This window comes from Streptomyces sp. NPDC003393 (assembly GCF_053589015.1).
This window is the reverse complement of the sequence record NZ_JBSFRB010000028.1, coordinates 67,221-86,868: the sequence shown is the minus strand read 5'-3', so window position 1 is coordinate 86,868 and position 19,648 is coordinate 67,221. Positions and strand designations below refer to the sequence as shown.

Sequence of the window (19,648 nt, the reverse complement as noted above, 5' to 3'; positions counted from 1 at the left end):
CAGGAGGTCAGCGATGGCGACGCTGCTGTCCGTCAACGTAGGCATGCCCCAGGACGTCTCCTGGCAGGGCAGGACCGTGCGCACCGGGGCCTGGAAGACGCCCGTCCAGGGCCCCCGAATGGTGCGGCGGCTGAACGTCGACGGAGACGGGCAGGGGGACCTGGCCGGGCACGGCGGCGAGATCCGGGCCGTCCTCGTCTACCAGTCGGAGTCCTACCGGTACTGGCAGAAGGAACTGGGCCGCGACGACCTGACGTTCGGGATCTTCGGGGAGAACTTCACCGTCGACGGCATGCCCGACGACGAGGTGTGCATCGGTGACCGGTACCGCATCGGCGAAGCGGAGTTCGAGGTCACCCAGCCCCGGGTCACCTGCTACCGGGTCGGCATGCGCCTGGGCGAACCCGCCATGGCCTCGCTACTGGTCGCCCACCACCGTCCCGGCTTCTATCTGCGGGTCCTCACCGAAGGACGTGTCGAGGCCGGCGACGAGATCACCCTGATCCGAAGGGGGCCCGGAGAACTCAGCGTCGCCGACACCGACGCACTGCTCTACCTGCCGGACCGCGACCCCGAGAAGCTGCGCAAGGCACTGGACATCCCCGCCCTGAGCCCCGGATGGCAGCAGTCCTTCCGCGAACTGGCCGCCGCCCAGCAGCCCAAGCAGGAGCCGGGATGGCCGGGCGAACGCGCCGCCGCACGGCAGCCCGGAGCGGCGCCGGGATGGCCGGGCTTCAGGCCCATGCGCGTCGCCCGCGTCGTCGCCGAGACCCCCACCGTCTCGTCGGTCTACCTCGACAGCACGGACGGCACCCCACTGCCCGAGGCCCGCCCGGGCCAGTACCTGTCCCTCCGGCTGCCCGTCGGCGACGCGGCTCCCGCGGTGCGCAGCTACTCCCTCTCCGCCGCGCCCACGGTCCGCACCTACCGCATCAGCGTCAAGCACGAGCCCCACGGGAAGGTCAGCGGCTACATCCACAGCAGGCTCCGGCCCGGGGACCTGGTGGACATCGCGAGCCCACGCGGCACGTTCGTACTCGAGGAGGGAACCCGCCCGGTCGTGCTCGTCTCCGCGGGGATCGGCGCCACTCCCGTGCTCGCCATGCTCCACCGGCTCGCCGCCACGCGAGACCCGCGGCCCGTCTGGTGGATCCACACCGCCCACGACCGCGCCCACCACGCCTTCGCGGACGAGACCCACACCCTCCTGGCGCGACTCCCCGACGCCCACGAGCACGTCTACTACACCGCGGAGACCCCGCACCCCGACGAGCACCGAATCTCCCGGGGCCGCCCGAACGCCCGATCCCTCGCGGCCCTGGGCGTCCCCACAGACGCCGACGCCTACCTGTGCGGACCGCCCGCCTTCATGGACGAGGTGGGCGGCTTCCTCCGGGACCACGGACTGCCCCCCGAGCGGATCCACACCGAACAGTTCAGCGCCCTGTCCGCCATCAACCCCGGCGTCACCCCCACCGCCGCGGTCCGGCCGCACCGGCCACCCGGCCCCACGGGCACCGGCCCCCTCGTCACCTTCGCCCGCAGCGGTATCACCACCCCGTGGTCACCCGGTCGCGCGACCCTCCTGGAACTGGCCGAGGCCTGCGACATCCCCACCCGCTGGTCCTGCCGGACCGGCGTCTGCCACACCTGCGTCACCCACCTCGTGGCGGGCGACGTCGACTACACCACCCCGCCCCTGGAACTCCCCGAGCCCGGCACCGTCCTCGTCTGCTGCAGCGAACCGGTCACCGACGTCGTCCTCGACCTGTAGCAGGGGTCTGGGACGAGGCGAAAGCTCCTGGCGCGCTAGGCCAGCGACAGGAACAGTTTCTCCATGCGGGCGCGCATCTGCTGGGCGTCCTCGCCGTTCTTCCGGCCGGATTCGATGTCGGACAGACACTGCTGGAGACCGGTCGCGATGATGGCGAAGCCGGCCCGGTCCAGCGCCCGTGACGCGGCGGCGAGCTGGGTGATGACCTCCTCGCAGTCCCGCCCCTCCTCGATCATCCGAATCACTCCGGAGATCTGGCCCTGTGCCCGGCGCAGCCGGTTGAGGACCGACTTCAGTTCGGCGCCCGCCACGTCAAGTTCCATCTTCACTCCCCAGGACATACCCCCTGGGGTACTGTACCCCGTTTGACGTCGCAGCCGGCCCCGCCCATTCTCCCGCCGGTGGGCGCCTCCCGGCCTTCGAGTGGCCGCGCAGCGCGGCCGGCGTCGATCGATGAAGTCCCTGGATGAGCGTCGAGTCACACTCCTCGATACCCCCGGGGGTACCCGTGCTAGGGTTTCCATATACCCCCGGGGGTAATTTGGCCGGGTGATTTCGACGGGAAGGAAGCATCCCCGTGTTCTTCATCGACACCATGGAGCTCGAGGGTCTGGGCAACCGGAGCTATCTGGCGGGCGGCCGGCGGACGGCCGTGGCGGTCGACCCGCCGCGCGACGTCGACCAGGTGCTGGCGGCGGCCGCGCGACGCGGCGTACGGATCGGGTATGTGGTCGAGACCCACATACACAACGACTACGTCACCGGTGGCCTGGAACTGGCCCGGGTGACGGGCGCCACCTATCTGGTGCCGGCCGGGGCGCACGTCTCGTTCGCGCGGGTGCCGGTGGCCGACGGCGACACCGTCGCCGTCGACAGCGGGCTGGAACTGCGCGCGGTCGCCACGCCCGGCCACACCCCGCACCACACCGCCTACGTCCTCCAGGAGGGGAGGCGGCCGGTGGCCGTGTTCACCGGCGGGTCACTGCTGATCGGCACCGTGGGCCGGCCGGATCTGGTCGAACCGCGGCTGACCGAACGGCTGGCCCGCGCCCAGCACGCCTCCGCGCACCGCCTGGCGGCCGAACTGCCGGACGAGACCTCCGTTCTGCCGACCCACGGCTTCGGCAGCTTCTGCTCCTCCGCCCAGGCCACGGGGGAGACCAGCACGATCGGCACGGAGAAGTCCGCGAACGCGGCGCTGACCACGGACGTGGACTCCTTCGTCGCCCGACTGCTCGCGGATCTCGAGGACATCCCCGCCTACTACACGCACATGGCCCCGGCCAATGCCGCCGGTCCGGCGCCGGTGGACCTGACCCCTCCGGCCGTCGCGGACGCCGGCGAGATCGCCGCCCGGCTCGCGGCCGGCGAGTGGGTCGTGGACCTGCGCAACCGCGTGGCATTCGCCGAGGGCCATGTCGCCGGGTCGTTCAACTTCGAGGCGGACGGCAAGATCGCCACCTATCTGCCGTGGCTGATCCCGTGGGGCAAGCCGGTGACGCTGCTCGCCGAGTCCCCCGAGCAACTGGCCGCCGCCCAGCGCGAACTCGTCCGGGTCGGCATCGACCGGCCGGCCGCCGCCGCGACCGGCGCTCCGCGGCAGTGGATCCCCGAGGGCGACAGCCTCGCCTCCTTCCCCCGCTCGACCTTCAAGGGCCTGGCCGAGCACGGCACGGACGGCATCGTCGTCCTGGACGTACGCCGCGACTCCGAGCGTGCTCGCGGGTACATCGCGGGGTCCACCCACATCCCGATCCACCAGTTGCACGAACGCCTGGGCGAGGTACCGGACGGCACCGTCTGGGTGCACTGCGCCGGCGGGGCACGCGCGGCCGTCGCCGCCTCGCTGCTGGACGCCGTGGGCCGTGACGTCGTGGCCGTCGACGACGGCTTCGGTGCCGCGGCCGACGCCGGACTGACCGTCGTCACCTGCGGCTGACGCGACCCGACCGGACGACCCTTCCGAACCACCCAAGAGATCGTGATGTCCCACTTCCGTCATCGCGGCCCGGACCACGCCACCGTGGACGAGGCCCACCGACGCACCCACCGGTGCGGCCGGCGCAGCTCCCGGCCGACGTCCGCGCGGCTCGCCGAACGCGGCGCCGAAGCCCCTGCGGCCCTCGAAGCTCTCGCGGCCGAAACCGGTCCGACGGCATGACCGCCCTCGTTCTCGCGCTCCTCGCCGGGGCGGTCATCGGTCTGGCTCTGGGCGGCCTCGGCGGAGGCGGCAGCGTCCTCGCCGTGCCCGCCCTGATCTACCTGCTCCGCTTCACCCCCGCCGAGGCGACTACCGCCGGCCTGATCATCGTCGGCGTCACCTCGGTCAGCGCACTCACCGGCCATGCCCGGGACGGCAATGTCGCCTGGCGGACCGGACTGCTCTTCGCCCTGGCGGGACTCGTGCCCGCGGTGATCGCCGGGGCCGCCGCCGCCCGCCTGCCCGAGTCCCTGCTCACCGTCGCCTTCGCCGGCACGGCGGCGCTCGCGGCCCTGCGCATGCTGCGGCCCGCACGTACCGAGCCGTCCGGCCGGATCCGCCCCGGCCGGGCCGGCGCGGCGGGCGCCGGGCTCGGCGCGGTCACCGGATTCCTCGGCGTGGGCGGTGGCTTCCTCGCCGTGCCCGCGCTGGTGGGCGTCCTCGGACTGACCATGCGCCGGGCGGTCGGCACCAGCCTGCTGGTCATCACGGTCAACTCGCTCGCGGCCCTGGCCGCCCGGGCCGGCACCGGGACGCCACTGCACTGGGCGGTCGTCGCACCGTTCACCGCGGCGGCGGTCCTGGGCGCCTGGGACGGCAAACGCCTCTCCAAGAGGATCCAGGGAGCGGCACTGCAGAGCGTCTTCGCCTACGTGCTGCTCGCGGTCGCCGCGTTCATGCTCGTCGACGCACTCGCCTGACCCCGCCTCGAACCTCGCCGCCGCGTCACCTGACCCCCTGCACACACCTCGACACACAAGGACGGCAACCAGCATGACCACCCCCGCCACCCTCGACCCGCGCCAGGCCCGCACCCGGCTGGACGAACTCACCGTCATCGACGTCCGCACGCCGGGCGAGTACGCCGGCGGACACCTCCCCGGCGCCCTCAACATCCCGCTGGACCAGCTCGACCGGGCACTGCCCGACATCCGCACCGCCGCCCGGCGCGGCGAGATCCTCGTCGTCTGCGCCTCGGGAGCCCGCTCGGAGACCGCGTGCCGCAGGCTGGCGGAGAACGCAGTCCACGCGGCCACGCTCGTCGGAGGCACCAGCGCCTGGGCGGCCCAGGGCCACGACCTGGCACACCCCGAGGGCAGCCCGAAGGCCACCTGGGGCATGGAGCGCCAGGTCCGGCTCACCGCCGGTTCGGCCGTGCTGCTCGGCCTGGCGCTGGGCGAGACGGTCCACCCCGCGTTCCGGCTGCTGTCCGCGGGCATCGCGGGCGGCCTGGTCTTCTCCGCGGTGTCCAACACCTGTGGCATGGCCGCCGTACTCGCCAGGCTCCCGTTCAACCGGCCCCGTCAGGCCGACCTCGACGCGACACTGGCACGGCTGCGCAACGGCTGACATCGAGGGCGCCGGGCGGTGCGATCGGCGATCGCACCGCCCGGCTGCACGGGGTTCCCGCCCGGCGCGCCTCCCGCACCGGATCCGGCGCCGTGAGTGACCGTATTTCAGTTCCTCGGCCCGTCTCGGTCGTTGGGCCGAAGAGGCCGGGGAGCCACGTGAGCCGGCGGCACTCTTGTGTGATGGGGAGTTCCGTTCGATGCTGGCGGTTCTTGATGCCTTGCGTTCGGAGTCGCGAATGAGTGCAGAGAGAAGCAGTTCGTACCGCCCGCGCCGCCGCACGGTGCTCGCCGCGGGCGCCGTGGCGGGATGGGCCGCCTTCAGCGCCCAGAAACGGGCGTTCGCCGCCCAGGGCGCCCCGGCGGCCCGAGTGGGTCCCGCCGCCCAGGGCGATCCGTGGGACGCCGACCCACGCACGTTCCAGATCAACCGCGAGCCGGCACGAGCCCGCCTCGTGCCGTACGCCGGCCCGGCCGACGCGCTGCGCGGACGGTTCCAGGAGTCGCCGTACCACCGGTCGCTGAACGGCGACTGGCGCTTCACGTGGTCGCGGAACGCCGACCAGCGGCCCACCGGGTTCCACGCGCCGGACTTCGACGACAGCGCATGGGACCACATCCCCGTGCCCTCCAACTGGGAGATCGAGGGCTACCCGGAGCCGATCTACCTGAACATCAAGTACCCGTGGATCGGATACGAGACGCCGGTCCCGCCCCAGGTGCCCGAGGACTTCAACCCGGTCGGCTCCTACCGCCGTACCTTCACCGTGCCCGCCGGCTGGTCGGGGCGCCGCACACTGCTGTCGTTCCAGGGTGTGAAGTCGGCCTTCTTCGTGTGGGTCAACGGCGAACAGGTGGGCTACAGCGAGGACAGCTACACACCCGCCGAGTTCGACGTCACACCGTATCTGCGCAGAGGCACCAACACCCTCGCGGTGGAGGTGCACCGCTGGTCCGACGGCAGTTGGCTGGAGGACCAGGACATGATCGACCTGTCCGGGATCTTCCGCGACGTCTACCTGTACTCGATCCCGCCGGTCCACGTACAGGACCTGTTCGTGCACACCGAACTGGACTCCGCCCACCGGGACGCCGTCCTGACGGTCGACGTCGCCGTACGGGACCGCGGCGGCGACGGCACGGCCGGGCACCGGGTCACCGCCGAGCTCTTCGATCCGCGCGGCCGCCGTCGGCTCCGCCTCTCCGGTGACGCGGGCGGCGGCTCGGCGACCCTGAAGGGCGACGTCCGGGCGCCCGCGCTGTGGTCCGCGGAGAGCCCGAACCTGTACACGCTCCTCGTCACGCTCACCGATCCGGGCGGCCGGACGACCGACGTCCACAGCACACGGATCGGCTTCCGCCAAGTGGAGTACGGGCCGGGGCGGTTCACCGTCAACGGCAAGCCGGTGATGTTCCGCGGCACCAACCGTCACGAGACCGACCCCGAGCGCGGTCAGGCCCTCGACGAGGCGCGGATGATCCAGGACATCCGCCTGATGAAGCAGCACAACATCAACGCGGTCCGCACCTCCCACTACCCCAACCATCCCCGCTGGCTCGAACTCTGCGACGAGTACGGGCTGTACGTCATCGACGAGACCAACCTGGAGACGCACGGCGTGCGGGACACGGTCCCCGCTTCCCTGCCGGAGTGGACCGACGCCTGCGTGGACCGGCTGCGGTCGCTGGTCGAACGGGACAAGAACCATCCGTGCGTCGTCGTCTGGTCGCTCGGCAACGAGGCCGGACAGGGCGCGAACTTCAAGGCCATGGCCGAATGGGTGCACGCCCGCGACGCGTCCCGCCCGGTGCACTACGAGGGCATGAACGCCGTCGCCGACCTGCACAGCGAGATGTACACCAGCCCCGCGGGCGTGGAGGCCTACGGCAGGTCCGGCAACCGGACGCCGTTCATGCTGTGCGAGTACAACCACTCGATGGGCAACAGCGGCGGCAACCTCCAGGAGTACTGGGACGTCTTCGAGCGGTATCCGAACCTGCACGGCGCCTTCGTCTGGGACTGGGTCGACCAGGCCGTCCGGCTGCCGGTCCCCGGCGACTCCCGGCACACCTACCTGTCCTTCGGCGGTGACTGGCACGCCGGCTATCCCACGGACGGCAACTTCTGCTGCAACGGCCTGCTGGCCGCGGACCGGTCGGTCCACCCCGGGCTGATCGAGGTGAAGAAGTGCTACCAGCCGGTCGGCGTCACGGCCGGCGACCTCTCCGGCACGTCCGGCGGCACCGTCAGGGTCCGCAACAAGCACCTCTTCAGCGGTCTGGACGCCTACGCGCTGCGCTGGTCCGTGACCCGCGACGGCGAGACGGTGCAGCACGGCACGCTCCCGGCGCCGGCGGTGGCCCCCGGCGACGAGCGTGAGGTGCGCATCCCGTACCGAAGGCCCTCGTCCTCCGCGTCCGGTGGCGAGTACTTCCTGAACCTCTCCTTCGTACTGCGTGAGCGGGCTCCGTGGGCGGACGCCGGACACGAAGTGGCCACCGAACAGCTGGCGCTGGACCGGCACAGCCCGGTCTCCGCCGACGCCCCGGCGACCGGCCGCCTCACGCCGACCGAGACCTCGACCGAGGTGAGGATCAGCGGCCCGAACGTCGAGGTGGTGCTGTCCAAGACCTCCGGCACCCTCGCCTCGTACACATGGAAGGGCCGGGCGCTGCTCGCCGAGGGCCCCGTGCCCAACTTCTGGCGCGGGCCCACGGACAACGACATCGGCCGCGGCTTCCAGAAGACGGCCGCCACATGGCGGACGGCGGGCGCCGAACGCACGGTGACCTCCGTGCGGGCCGCACAGCCCGGGGACGGCGAGGTCGTCGTCGAGGTCGCCTGCACTCTGCCCACGTCCCCGAAGACGGCCTCCTGGCACACGGTGTTCCGGGTGCGCGCCGACGGCGAGGTACGGGTGCGGCACACCCTGGACGCTCCGGCCGGGCTGCCGGACCTGCCCATGGTGGGCGCGCTGCTCACCGTGCCGGGCGGGCACGAACGGCTCGGCTGGTTCGGGCGCGGACCCCACGAGAACTACCAGGACCGCAAGTCGGCCGCCTTCGTGGGCCGGTGGCACTCCACAGTCGACGAGCAGGGCGCGCCGTACGTTCGGCCGCAGCAGACGGGCAACCAGACGGACGTCCGGTGGCTGTCGCTGACCGACCGCTCCGGACAGGGCCTGAAAGTCGTCGCCGACCCCGCCGAGGGCGAACCACTCCTGGAGACCAGCGCCCTGCACCACTCGCCCTCGGACCTCGACGGTCCGCGCCACCCGTATCAGCTGACCCGCCGCGACGAGACGATCCTGCTCGTCAACCACCGGCAGATGGGAGTCGGCGGCATCAACTCCTGGGGCGCGGCACCGCTGGAGAAGTACCTGCTGCACTCCGGGCGCACCTACAGCTACGCCTACCGGTTGCGCCCCGCCTCCGGCTGACCCGGAAGCGGGGCGGCACGACGCCGCGCCGACGCCCGCACCGCACTCGCCCTCACGCTCCGAGGGCGAGTGCGGTGCCCAGCACGAGCATGGTCACGGCGACCAGGCCGTCCAGCACGCGCCAGGCGGCGGGCCGGGCCAGCAGGCGGCCCAGCAGCCGGGCGCCGAAGCCGAGCGCCGCGAACCAGCACAGGCTGGCGAGAGCGGCCCCCAGCCCGAAGGTCCAGCGCAGCGGGCCGCGGTCAGCGGCCAGCGAGCCGAGCAGGAACACGGTGTCCAGGTAGACGTGCGGGTTGAGCCAGGTCATCGCCAGGCAGGTGAGGACCGCGCGCCTTCGTGACCCGGCGGCTTCGCCCTGCGCGTGCAGTCCGGTGCCGGGCCGCAGGACGCGGCGGGCGGCGAGGACGCCGTAGGAGATCAGGAAGACGCCGCCGACGATCCCGACGGCACGGAGTGCGCCCGGCCACGCCACGACGACCGCCCCGACCCCGCCGACGCCGAGCGAGATGAGCACCGCGTCGGACAGGGCGCAGATGCCGACGACGGCGAGGACTGCGTCCCGGCGCACCCCCTGGCGCAGGACGAACGCGTTCTGGGCGCCGATGGCGACGATCAGGGAGAGTCCGGTGCCGAATCCGGCGGCAGCGACGGCCAAGGAGTGGTGGTTCATGGCGCTGACGCTAAGGAAACCACCGATCAAAAGTACAGCTAAAGTTTCTTACGTATCCTTAGCCGATGTGATGACAGATCATGCGGATCTTCCGGTGGAACAGGTGCGGACCCTGCTCGCCGTGGTCGACGAGGGCACCTTCGACGCGGCGGCCGCGGCGCTGCATGTGACGCCGTCGGCGGTCAGCCAGCGCATCAAGGCACTGGAGCAGCGCACCGGCCGGGTGCTGCTGCAGCGCACCAAGCCGGTGCGGCCCACGGAGTCCGGCGCGGTGCTGGTGCGGTTCGCCCGGCAGCTCGCCCGGCTGGAGCGGGACGCCTGGGGCGAACTGGGGCTCAGCGGCGCCGGCCGGCCGACGCGGGTCTCGGTCGCGGTGAACGCGGACTCGCTGGCCACCTGGTTCCTGCCGGCCCTCACCCGGGTGTCCGGGCTCTGCTTCGAGCTGCACCGGGAGGACGAGGACCACACGGCGGCCCTGCTGCGCGAGGGTCTGGTGATGGCGGCGGTGACCTCCTCACCCGACCCGGTGCCCGGCTGCACGGTGCGTCCGCTCGGCCGGATGCGGTATCTGCCGGTGGCGGAGCCGGATTTCGCGGCCCGCCTGCTGACCGGGCCCCTCCCGGAGGTGCTGCCCCGGGCCCCCGTCGTGGTCTTCGACCGCAAGGACGACTTCCAGGACGGCTTCGTGCGCCGGCTGGGTCGTACCTCGGCCGCCGCGGCCCGGCACTTCGTCCCCACCTCCGAGGGCTTCTGCGAGGCGGTCGCGGCCGGGCTCGGCTGGGGCCTGGTCCCGGAGGTCCAGGCGGCCCCTCTGCTGGAAGCGGGCCGTCTGACCCTGCTGGCGCCCGGGGAGTGGATGGAGGTCACCCTGCACTGGCAGCAGTGGAAGCTCGACTCTCCGGCGCTGGCGGCCCTGGCCGACGCGGTCGCGGTTACGGCGGCCGAGGCTCTTCGGCAGTGAAGGACGCGTGTTCGCCCGCCCGGGTACGGTCTCCCACGGAGCCGGCGGATCGGCCGGGTCACAGGCGGACGACGACCAGAGCCGTGTCGTCGGTGGCCGCGCTCAGGGCGATCAGCCCTTCGGCCAGGCGGTCCACGTCGTCCTGGCGATGGCGGGAGAGGTGGTCGGCGAGGCGCCGAAGGCCCTGGTCGATGTCCTCCCCGCGGCGCTCGATCAGTCCGTCGGTGTACAGGACCAGCGAAGATCCCTCGGTGTAGGTCGTCGTCGCCTGTGGGCGGGAGGCGTGTTCGGGGCCGGCCCCCAGAGGGGGGTCGGTGGCCTGGTCCAGGAACCGGACGGTGCCGTCCGGGTGGACCAGAGCCGGCGGTGGATGACCGGCGCTGCTGTAGGTGATGCGACGTTCGCTCCGGGAGACAACGGTCTGCACGGCGGTGGTGGACAGGGCGCCGTCGACGGAGCGTGCGTACATGTCGAGCCCTTCGAGTGCGGCCGCGGGGCCGTCCACCACGCGTGTGGCGGCGCTCAGGGCGCTGCGCAGCTGGCCCATGACGCCCGCCGCCGCCAGTCCGTGTCCGACGACGTCACCGACCGCGACCGCGCACTCCCCGTCGGAGAGCTCCGTCACCTCGTACCAGTCGCCGCAGACGTTCAGGGCGTTGACGGCCGGGCGATAGCGCACCGCGGCCAGGTGATACGCCAGCGCCCGAGGCGCGGGCAGCATCGCGTCCTGGAGCGCGAGGGCGACCTCCCGCTCGCGGGCGTGTGCCTGCCGCAGCCGTTCGTTGATCTCCTGCAGCTCACGGGAGCGCGCGTACAGCTCGAGAGCCATCTGCCGGCGCTGCTGCTCGGAGCCCGGGCTGCCCGCGCGGACGAGACCGGTGATCTCCTCGAGGCGATGCACGACCAGCCCGATCCGTCCCGCGGCGTCCAGCACGGGGGCGTTCACCGGGCTCCAGTAACGCTCCGCGAACACACCCGGCCGGCCGGGTTCCTCCACATCGTGACGAATCGGCCCCGCAACGTCCTGGGCGCGGGTCTGCAGTACCCGGCGCAGCGAGCCCTCAAGGTCGTCCATGCCCTCGGGGTCCTGCGGAAAGGCGTCGAACACGTACAGGCCGACGAGCTGGTCGCGGCTGCGCCCGACCAACTGCTCATAGGCCGCGTTCGCGTCCAGGATGACGAGCTCCGGGGTGAGCACCAGCATCGCGCTGGGCGACGCACCGAAAATGTCCTGGTAGTCGATGTCCGGTTCCTTCACGGCTTCCCCGTCACACTGGCGATCGGTCATGCCTGATTGACCGGGGGACGCCTGGAACTGTGACAGGAGCGGCGCGCCGTCCGGCGAGGTCCCTGCGCGGAACCCGGATCGCGAAAGCCTTCCCCTCCACGGCGGACGGGCCACGGCGGGTGAAAAAGGAAAGGCAAGGAGGGCACCTACTCCTTGCCACTTTCAACATATAGCGCACAGGGGGCCTTGCGGCAAGGCCCCCTGTATGCCGCAGAATCTCCGGCCGGTGGCAGGGCCTGAGGACATCAGGCGGCCGGAAGCTGAGGAAATGGGGCTTGATGACCGACGTGATCGTTGTCGGCGGCGGACCGACCGGGCTGATGCTGGCCGCGGAGTTGCGGCTGCACGGTGTGCGCGTGCTCGTGCTGGAGAAGGAGGCGGAGCCGACCAAGGTGGTGCGCGCGCTCGGACTGCACGTGCGCAGCATCGAGGTGATGGACCAGCGCGGCCTGCTGGAGAGGTTTCTCGCGCTCGGCAAGCAGTACCGTGTCGGCGGCTTCATCGCCGGCATCGACAAGCCCTGGCCGGACGGGCTGGACACCGCGCACGGGTACGTCCTGGGCATCCCGCAGCCCGTGACGGCCCGGCTGCTGTCCGAGCACGCCACGGAGCTGGGCGCCGAGATCCGCTCCGGCTGTGAACTGGTGGGGCTGAGTCAGGACGAGGAGGGGGTGACCGCCGAGCTGGCCGACGGCACGCGGCTGCGCGCGCGTCACCTCGTCGGCTGCGACGGCGGCCGCAGCACCGTGCGCAAGCTGCTCGGCGTCGGCTTCCCCGGGGAGCCCAGCAGGGTCGAGACACTGCTCGGCGAGATGGAGATCGGCGTGGATCAGGAGACGCTGACCACCGTGATGACCGAGGTCCGCAAGACCCAGAAGCGGTTCGGCTTCGGGCCGTTGGGGGAGGGCGTGTACCGCGTCGTCGTGCCCGCTGAGGGAGTGGCCGAGGACCGAACGGTCGCGCCCACGCTGGAGGAGTTCAAGCGGCAACTGCGCGCGACCGCCGGCACCGACTTCGGTGTGCACTCGCCGCGCTGGCTCTCCCGCTTCGGCGACGCCACCCGGCAGGCCGAGCGCTATCGCGTCGACCGGGTGCTGCTGGCCGGCGATGCGGCACACGTTCACCCGCCGACCGGCGGGCAGGGCCTCAACCTCGGTATCCAGGACGCCTTCAACCTCGGCTGGAAACTGGCCGCCGAGATCGCCGGCTGGGCGCCCGCGGGGCTGCTGGACAGCTATCAGAACGAACGTCACCCGGTGGCCGCGACCGTGCTGGACCACACCCGTGCGCAGATGCACCTGATGGCCACCGACCCCGGTCCGCAGGCGGTGCGCCGGCTGGTGGCGGAACTGATGGACATCGAGGAGGTGAACCGCCACCTCATCGAGAAGATCACCGCGATCGGCATCCGCTACGACTTCGGCGACGGGCACGAGCTGCTCGGGCGGCGGCTGCGCGACGTGGAGCTGAAACGAGGACGCCTGTACGAGCTGATGCGCGAAGGCCGCGGACTGCTGCTCGACCAGACCGGCCGACTCTCGGTGGCGGGCTGGGCGGACCGCGTCGACCATGTCGTCGACGTCAGCACGGCGCTGGATGTTCCGGCGGTGCTGCTGCGGCCGGACGGCCACGTGGCATGGGCCGGTGAGGACCAGCGGGAGCTGCTCGACCACCTGCCCACGTGGTTCGGTGCCGCCGCCCGCTGAGCACGCACCCTCGGCCCGGGCAGAACCTCCGTGCCCGCCTCGTCGTGCGGCGTCATGCCGCGGCACACCACCCGTCCGTACGGCGCCGCGCCGCGCGGCGGGCGTGGCCGCCGCGGCCCCGTCCCGTTCACCAAGGGCTGTCCCGCCATCCCCGGCGGGCGCGCGACGCCGGCCACGGCACCTCGCCGCGTTGTCGCAACCTTCGCATACGCCCAGTAGGCGGACGTCCCTGCGCCGTGCGATGCTCCCCCACTGCCGGAACTGTGTGGGAGGTGCCCCCGGCATCCGACGCCGCGCGCTGATCCACCGCGGACAACGGGACAGCCCTTAGTCTTACGGTGCATCAGCAGGTCAGCGTGCAAGGGGCGGACGCCGAGCCACACCGCACGGGACCCCGCCATGCCGGTCACCGGCCGCGGCCAGGACCCGCGGCAGAGCGCCGGTCGCCCGGTACGAGGTGGAGCCCGGTGGTGGAGAAGCGGATGACGGAGCTCAGCGAAAGCCACGACGATCCCTTCGCCCAGCACTTCGCGGCCGTGGCGGTACTCGACGACCGCGGCACCGTCGTCGGCTGGAACCGGCGGGCCCAGGAACTGCTCGGCCATCCGGACACGGCCGTGCTCGGTCGTCCTGCACTGGATGTCCTCGTCGATCCCCGCGATCGGCCGGCCGCACGACGGGCCGCGGCCAGATGCAGGAGAGCGGGTGGCTGGTTCGGGGTGCTGAAGGTGCGGCACAGCGACGGGCGGTCCGTGGAGACGGGGCTCAGGGCCCATGCGGTCACCCGCGCGGACGGGGCCCGTGAGTGGTTCCTGGCCGGAGCGCTCGCGGGCGACGTCCTGGAGTGGCAGCGGGACCGCGCGGTGCTCGACGGGTTGTACCGCCGCTGCCCCATCGGTCTCGTCGTCCACGGCCTGGACCTGCGGCTGCTCCGGGTCAACCGGGCGATCGAACGGGTCACCGGCGTCCCGGCGGCGGAGTTCCGCGGGCTGCCCACCGGCTGTTTCCTGCTCCCCGACGACGCGCGAAGGGCCGTGGAACGGGTGCAGCGGGTGCTCGAGACCGGACGGCCCACGGTCTACTCCGAGCAACTGGTGCGCATGGAGTGGGACCCGGCACGCGAGCGGGTCGCGATGGTCTCGTCCTTCCCCATGAAGGATCCCTCCGGCCGCATTCTAGGTGTGGCCGAGATGATCGAGGACATCACCGAACGCCATCGGGCCCAGCGCCGGCTGGCGCTCCTCGACCAGGCCGGCAGCCGCATCGGAACCACCCTGGACGCGGCGGAGACCGCCCGGGAACTGGCCGAGGTGATGGTGCCTCACCTCGCCGACCATGCCTCGGTGGACCTCCTCCGGCAGGTGACGCGCGGTGAGGAACCGGCGCAGGCACTGGCAGGGCCCGTCGTACGCGTCGGGACCAGCGGCATCGGCGCCCGGCATCCCGGTCCGCCCCCTCCGCACGGCGAGCCGGTGGAGTACGCACCCGACACGCCCGAGGCCAGATGCCTGACCGAAGGGCGGTCCGTCCTGGAGCCCGTTCTCCCGCCCGGCTGGTTCTCCGCACAGGGCCGCCGGGGGCCGCACGCACCGGAACTCGGCGCCCACTCGCTGATCGTGGTGCCCCTGGTCGCGCGCGGCCTGGTGCTCGGCGTGATGACCCTGTGGCGTTCACGCCGCCCCGAGCCCTTCGAGGCCGACGACCTCACCCTCGCCCAGGAGCTCGCCGCCCGCGCCGCCGTCGCCGTCGACAACGCCCGGCGCTTCACCCAGCAGCAGCACACCGCGTTCACGCTCCAGAGCAGCCTGCTGCCGCGTACGGTCCCGGACCAGTCGGCCGTCGAGGTGGCCCTGCGCTACCTGCCCGCCAGCGCGGCCCCGGGCCTGGGCGGCGACTGGTTCGACGTCATCCCTCTGTCCGGGGCGCGGGTCGCCCTCGTCGTCGGCGACGTGGTGGGTCGCGGCATCCACGCCGCCGCCACCATGGGCCGGCTGCGTACCGCCGTCCACACACTCGCCAGCCTCGACCTGGAACCGGACGAGGTCCTCTCCCGCCTGGACGACCTGATCCTGCTGCTGGCCGCCGAACAGGAGGCGGCGGGCGAGCGGCCCGTGGGGGAGCAGGTCGTGGGAGCCACCTGCCTGTACGCCGTGTACGACCCGGTCTCCGGACGTTGCTGCGCCGCCCGCGCGGGCCACCCGTCGCCGATGGTGACCGCCCCGGACGGAGAGGTGGACCGGATCGACCTGCCCGCCGGCCCACCGCTCGGCCTGGGCGGCCTGCCGTTCGAGGCCCGCGACATCGAACTGGCCGAGGGCAGTCTGCTGTGCCTGTACACCAACGGGCTCATCGGCGAGCGCCACCTCGATGCCGACGCCGCTCTGACCGTCCTGCGCCGGGCGCTCGCCCGCCCCGCGGACGCACTGGAGCGCACCTGCCAGGCCGTGGTCGACTCCCTTGTGCCGGCACACCCCAGCGACGACGTCGCGCTGCTGATCGCCCGCACCCGCATGCTGCGACCGGGCGACGTCGCCTCCTGGCAGTTGCCACCGGAACCCGAGAGCGCGGCCCGGGCCCGGGAGCTGACGTCGGCTCAGCTGGCCGAATGGGGCCTGGAGCACCTGGCGTTCACCACCGAGTTGATCGCCAGCGAACTGGTCACCAATGTCTACCGGTACGCAGGCGGCCCGGCGACCCTCCGGCTCATCCGTGAACGGTGTCTGGTGTGCGAGGTCAGCGACACCAGCCACACCTCACCCCACCTGCGCCGGGCCCGCACCACCGACGAGGGCGGGCGCGGCCTGTTCCTGGTGGCCCAGTTGGCCGAACGCTGGGGTACCCGCTACAGCCGCGACGGCAAGACGGTGTGGACCGAACAGCCCCTCGGCGGCCCGTTCGGCTGACCGGCCCGGCGGGACCGCTATCCCTGTTCGGGGACCGCCATCTCACCCAGCAGCGACCAGTCGTCCTGCTCGACGGTCGTGTTGACGATGCGCGGTGTCTCGGCCAGGTGCGGCGGCAGTGTCTGCTGCGCGGCCTTGAAGTGCGCGGACTGCACATGCGCGGCGCCGGCCTCGTCGTCGCGGAACGCCTCGACGAGCACGTACTCCGTCGGGTCCTCGACGGAGCGCGACCAGTCGAACCACAGACAGCCCGGCTCGGCGCGGGTCGCCCGGGTGAAGTCGGCGGTGATCTCGGGCCACCGGTCGGCGTGCTCGGGACGGACTCGGAACTTGGCGGTGATGAAGATCATGGGCAGCATCGTACGGCTCCGCACTGCCGTCGCGTCCCCGCCGTTCCGCCTTCGCGTCGCGGGATCTCTCCAGGGGCGGCGCCGAGGGGGCCCACCCGGCGGGCGTCCTTCCCGGGGAGCCGACTCACACTCCGGCCGTGTCGTCCGCGGTGTCCGCCCGCGGAGTTCGCGGTGCGGGCCTGGTCCGTCGTCGCTCGGCGTTCGCGACGGCGCTGGTGAGGGCGCCCGCGAGCAGTCCCCAGAAGGCGGATCCGATACCCGGCAGAGTGACGCGCCGAGGAGCGTCGGGCCGGGCAGGTCGGTGTGCTGGCCGGCCGACGTCGCCCACCTCTACAGCGCGCCTGCACGGCGAGGTGCACGGCGTCCTCTTCGTGCGCTGCCCGGCCACCGCCCTCCGACGCGGGTGGACGACGGCCGGCAGGTGCCGGTCAGGTCATGGGCCGGACGGGCGCCGGGCACGGCGAGCGAACGGTCGGCGCATGAACCAGGATGACCACCATGGCAGCCGAAAGTGTCTTGTACCCGAGCCTGATCGTTCCGATCGGACACGTCGAGCCTGTGCCGCGCCGGATCCGGGGAACGGTCGCGGGGCGCGTCGTCTTCGACACGCGCCGTGCCCTGTACGTGTGGGAGTGGCAGGCGTACCCGCAGTTCAGCATCCCGCTCGAGGACCTGGCCGAGGGCGTGCTCCGCGACGAGGAGCACACGGAGCAACGGAGTGCCGGTCCCGCACGCCGGCACAGCCTGCAGGTGGGCTCCGAGGTCCGGGTGGGCGCGGCATGGGTCTGGAGCGAGGGCGCCCCGGAGCCGCTTCGGAACACCGTGCGCTTCGAGTGGGACGCGCTGGACTCCTGGTTCGAGGAGGACGAGCCGGTCTTCGTCCACCCGCGGAGCCCGTACACCCGGGTGGATGCGCTGCGGTCCTCCAGCGCCGTCCGTGTGGAGCTGGAAGGGGTCGTGCTGGCGGACGCACCCCACTGCGTGAAGCTGTTCGAGACCGGCCTGCCGACGCGCTACTACCTTGACCGCGCGCACGTCGACTGGACCCGGCTACGGCCCTCGGACACGGTGACCGGTTGCCCGTACAAGGGGACGACGAGCGGCTACTGGTCGTTCGACGGCGACACCGCCTCCCATGAGGACATCGCCTGGACGTACGACTTCCCGACCGCGCAGGCTTGCGCCGTCGCCGGTCTGATCGCGTTCTACAACGAGCACGTCGATCTGTACGTCGACGGCGCCTTGCTGCCCGGGCCCGCCGACCCGGCCGGCGCCGCCGCCGAGTAGCGCGGCGCCGGGCCGCTGCGTCGGCGCGTCGCCGAGGGCACCGGCGGGCGTTCCCCGGCTCCTGGCCGGCCCGCTGCCGGTCAGGAGAGTTCGAGCCCTCCGTCGACCGTCAGGATCTGTCCCGTGACGTGTGTGCCCCGCGGCGGTGGCCCCGCCGATGCCTGATCCTGCGCCGGTGACGATGGCGACGCGGTCGGAATGGTCCATGGCGGGAACTCCTCGCGTGGTGCGGATACGACGTACTGCCCGGGACGACCCCGGGCCCGTGAAGGACCCGAGGCGTCACCCGGGTCACCTGCGCGGAGCACGCCCACGAACGGCACCGTGCGCCCTCGGTGCTCACCGGGCGATCTTCGCCAGGTCGACGCTGTCGTAGATCGGGAAGACCTGGTGCAGGCCCGTGATGGCGAAGATGCGCCGGATTCCGGGATGGCTGATGGCCAGTCTCAGCTCTCCGCCGCGCGGTGCGATGAGGTTCCGGATGCCGACGAGCGCGCCCAGGCCCGTGGAGTCCATGAACCGCACGCCGAGCAGGTCGAGGATCAGGCGGTGGTGGCCTGACCGGATCCGGTCGAAGACGTGCTCACGGATCTGCGGTGCGGTGTACATGTCCGCCTCGCCGCGGATCTCCACGATGGTCCAGTCGTTCTCTTCGCGGTGGCTGATCTCGAATTCGTGCCGCATGACCGAACCAACAGAAATGCCTTGGCGACAGGTTGCGGCCTACCGATGCCGCACATTCGTTCCGCATATGCACGGACGAATGGCCAAAGGATCATCAGGGTGCGAACGCCTGGCCAACGGTTCACTCGTGGGGTGGAGCGACACCGGCGCCCGGTGAAGGTACGTTTCACCACCTCGATTCCTACGCCCCCCTCGGTCGGGAGTCGAGGCCCGCGGCTCCGCCCCCTTGTACGCAGCCCGTACAACCCCCAGGGCGGCGGAGCCGCAACCACCGCACGGCCGGAGACCGGTGTGTCGGCCGATGTGGCGAGCAGGGGCAGGCTGCCTGACACAGGGGTACGCGGCCCGCCCCTGCTCCCGGGGAGCCGCGCGCCGATGAGGACTTCCTGGAGCGGCTCCGCGGCGACGCCGGCGATGTGCGGTGACGTGCCGTCGGTCTCAGCGCAACGGCCTCTGGAACCAGGCCACGTCCCAGAACCTGCCGAACTTCCGCCCGACCTGTTCGTAGACGCCCACGGGCCGGAACCCGAAGCGTGCGTGGAGCCGTTGCGACGCTTCGTTGGGCAGGGTGATTCCGGCGAGCGCCATGTGGAGGTCCTCGTGCTCCAGCGCGCCGAGGAGCGCGGTGTACAGCAGGCCGCCGACGCCACGGCCCACGTGCTCGGGCGCCACATAGACGCTGGTCTCCACGGAGGTCGCGTAGGCCCGCTTCGGGCGGAACGCGCTGCTGGTCGCGTAGCCGAGGAGTGTGCCGCTCGCCTCGGCGACGAGGAGCCGGTGTGGACCAGAGTCGGGATGGGCCAGCAGCCATGGCCGGCGCTGGTCCACGGTGAACGGCTCGATGTCGAAGGTGATCGGTGTCTCGATGACGTAGTGGTTGTAGATCCGGGTCAGCTCCGCGAGGTCGTCCTCGGCACCGGGCCGGATCCGCGCCCCTGCGTCGGCCTTGTGTCCGTTCACATCCGCGTTCACGGATGCGACGGTACGCGGCCCCGGTTACGTCGTTGTTTCCTGCGGACCGTGACCGGGCCCGTCC

General features: G+C 72.1%; 15 protein-coding genes. 9 read left to right on the top strand and 6 right to left on the bottom strand.

Translation table 11 applies throughout. The features are described 5' to 3' along the window. The first annotated feature begins 13 nt into the window (after positions 1–13). Positions 14–1,774 (top strand): MOSC domain-containing protein, encoded by a 1,761-nt coding sequence (locus ACWDUZ_RS25005; protein ID WP_451634036.1) that lies wholly within the window; start codon positions 14–16, stop codon positions 1,772–1,774. Positions 1,775–1,809: 35 nt separating this feature from the next. Here the strand turns inward: ACWDUZ_RS25005 and ACWDUZ_RS25000 are convergent, their stop codons facing one another. Continuing rightward, positions 1,810–2,097, bottom strand: a complete 288-nt coding sequence (locus ACWDUZ_RS25000; protein ID WP_451634035.1) for a metal-sensitive transcriptional regulator — start codon at positions 2,095–2,097, stop codon at positions 1,810–1,812. 254 nt (positions 2,098–2,351) lie between these two features. Here ACWDUZ_RS25000 and ACWDUZ_RS24995 point away from each other — a divergent pair, with 254 nt between their 5' ends. The 4 genes from ACWDUZ_RS24995 (at position 2,352) to ACWDUZ_RS24980 (ending at position 8,763) form a co-directional block, all read left to right on the top strand. Then, entirely contained in the window at positions 2,352–3,713 is a 1,362-nt protein-coding gene (locus tag ACWDUZ_RS24995; protein WP_451634034.1) for a rhodanese-like domain-containing protein, read from the top strand. Positions 3,714–3,931: 218 nt separating this feature from the next. Next, on the top strand, positions 3,932–4,675 hold the full coding sequence (locus ACWDUZ_RS24990; protein ID WP_451634033.1) for a sulfite exporter TauE/SafE family protein: 744 nt from the start codon (positions 3,932–3,934) through the stop codon (positions 4,673–4,675). A gap of 73 nt (positions 4,676–4,748) precedes the next feature. Continuing rightward, entirely contained in the window at positions 4,749–5,324 is a 576-nt protein-coding gene (locus ACWDUZ_RS24985; RefSeq protein ID WP_451634032.1) for a rhodanese-like domain-containing protein, read from the top strand. A 238-nt stretch (positions 5,325–5,562) separates the two neighbouring features. After that, positions 5,563–8,763 carry a glycoside hydrolase family 2 TIM barrel-domain containing protein gene (locus tag ACWDUZ_RS24980; protein WP_451634031.1) on the top strand — a complete coding sequence of 1,067 codons (3,201 nt, stop codon included), beginning with the start codon at positions 5,563–5,565 and terminating at the stop codon, positions 8,761–8,763. Between the two features lie 52 nt (positions 8,764–8,815). Here ACWDUZ_RS24980 and ACWDUZ_RS24975 read toward each other — a convergent pair whose 3' ends face one another. Continuing rightward, positions 8,816–9,433: a LysE/ArgO family amino acid transporter gene (locus tag ACWDUZ_RS24975; protein WP_451634030.1), complete on the bottom strand. Its 618-nt coding sequence runs from the start codon at positions 9,431–9,433 to the stop codon at positions 8,816–8,818. 70 nt (positions 9,434–9,503) lie between these two features. Here ACWDUZ_RS24975 and ACWDUZ_RS24970 point away from each other — a divergent pair, with 70 nt between their 5' ends. Then, positions 9,504–10,394 carry a LysR family transcriptional regulator ArgP gene (locus ACWDUZ_RS24970; RefSeq protein ID WP_451634029.1) on the top strand — a complete coding sequence of 297 codons (891 nt, stop codon included), beginning with the start codon at positions 9,504–9,506 and terminating at the stop codon, positions 10,392–10,394. Positions 10,395–10,452: 58 nt separating this feature from the next. Here the strand turns inward: ACWDUZ_RS24970 and ACWDUZ_RS24965 are convergent, their stop codons facing one another. Further along, complete coding sequence (locus ACWDUZ_RS24965; protein WP_451634028.1) at positions 10,453–11,652, bottom strand: PP2C family protein-serine/threonine phosphatase; 1,200 nt, start codon at positions 11,650–11,652, stop codon at positions 10,453–10,455. Positions 11,653–11,960: 308 nt separating this feature from the next. On the opposite strand from ACWDUZ_RS24965, the gene rox reads away from it, so the two are divergent. Further along, on the top strand, positions 11,961–13,388 hold the full coding sequence (rox, locus tag ACWDUZ_RS24960) for a rifampin monooxygenase (protein ID WP_451634027.1): 1,428 nt from the start codon (positions 11,961–11,963) through the stop codon (positions 13,386–13,388). Positions 13,389–13,870: 482 nt separating this feature from the next. Next, positions 13,871–16,291 (top strand): SpoIIE family protein phosphatase, encoded by a 2,421-nt coding sequence (locus ACWDUZ_RS24955; protein ID WP_451634026.1) that lies wholly within the window; start codon positions 13,871–13,873, stop codon positions 16,289–16,291. Positions 16,292–16,308: 17 nt separating this feature from the next. On the opposite strand, the gene ACWDUZ_RS24950 is transcribed toward ACWDUZ_RS24955, so the two are convergent. Beyond that, positions 16,309–16,641 carry a putative quinol monooxygenase gene (locus tag ACWDUZ_RS24950; protein WP_451634025.1) on the bottom strand — a complete coding sequence of 111 codons (333 nt, stop codon included), beginning with the start codon at positions 16,639–16,641 and terminating at the stop codon, positions 16,309–16,311. A 498-nt stretch (positions 16,642–17,139) separates the two neighbouring features. On the opposite strand from ACWDUZ_RS24950, the gene ACWDUZ_RS24945 reads away from it, so the two are divergent. Continuing rightward, complete coding sequence (locus ACWDUZ_RS24945) at positions 17,140–17,928, top strand: DUF427 domain-containing protein (RefSeq protein ID WP_451634024.1); 789 nt, start codon at positions 17,140–17,142, stop codon at positions 17,926–17,928. Positions 17,929–18,267: 339 nt separating this feature from the next. Here the strand turns inward: ACWDUZ_RS24945 and ACWDUZ_RS24940 are convergent, their stop codons facing one another. Together ACWDUZ_RS24940 and ACWDUZ_RS24935 are read right to left on the bottom strand one after the other, a co-directional pair. Continuing rightward, the gene (locus tag ACWDUZ_RS24940; protein ID WP_451634023.1) at positions 18,268–18,612 is read right to left on the bottom strand and encodes an STAS domain-containing protein; all 345 of its coding nucleotides are present in this window, start codon (positions 18,610–18,612) and stop codon (positions 18,268–18,270) included. 438 nt (positions 18,613–19,050) lie between these two features. After that, positions 19,051–19,584 (bottom strand): N-acetyltransferase family protein, encoded by a 534-nt coding sequence (locus tag ACWDUZ_RS24935; RefSeq protein WP_451634022.1) that lies wholly within the window; start codon positions 19,582–19,584, stop codon positions 19,051–19,053. Positions 19,585–19,648: the final 64 nt, after the last annotated feature.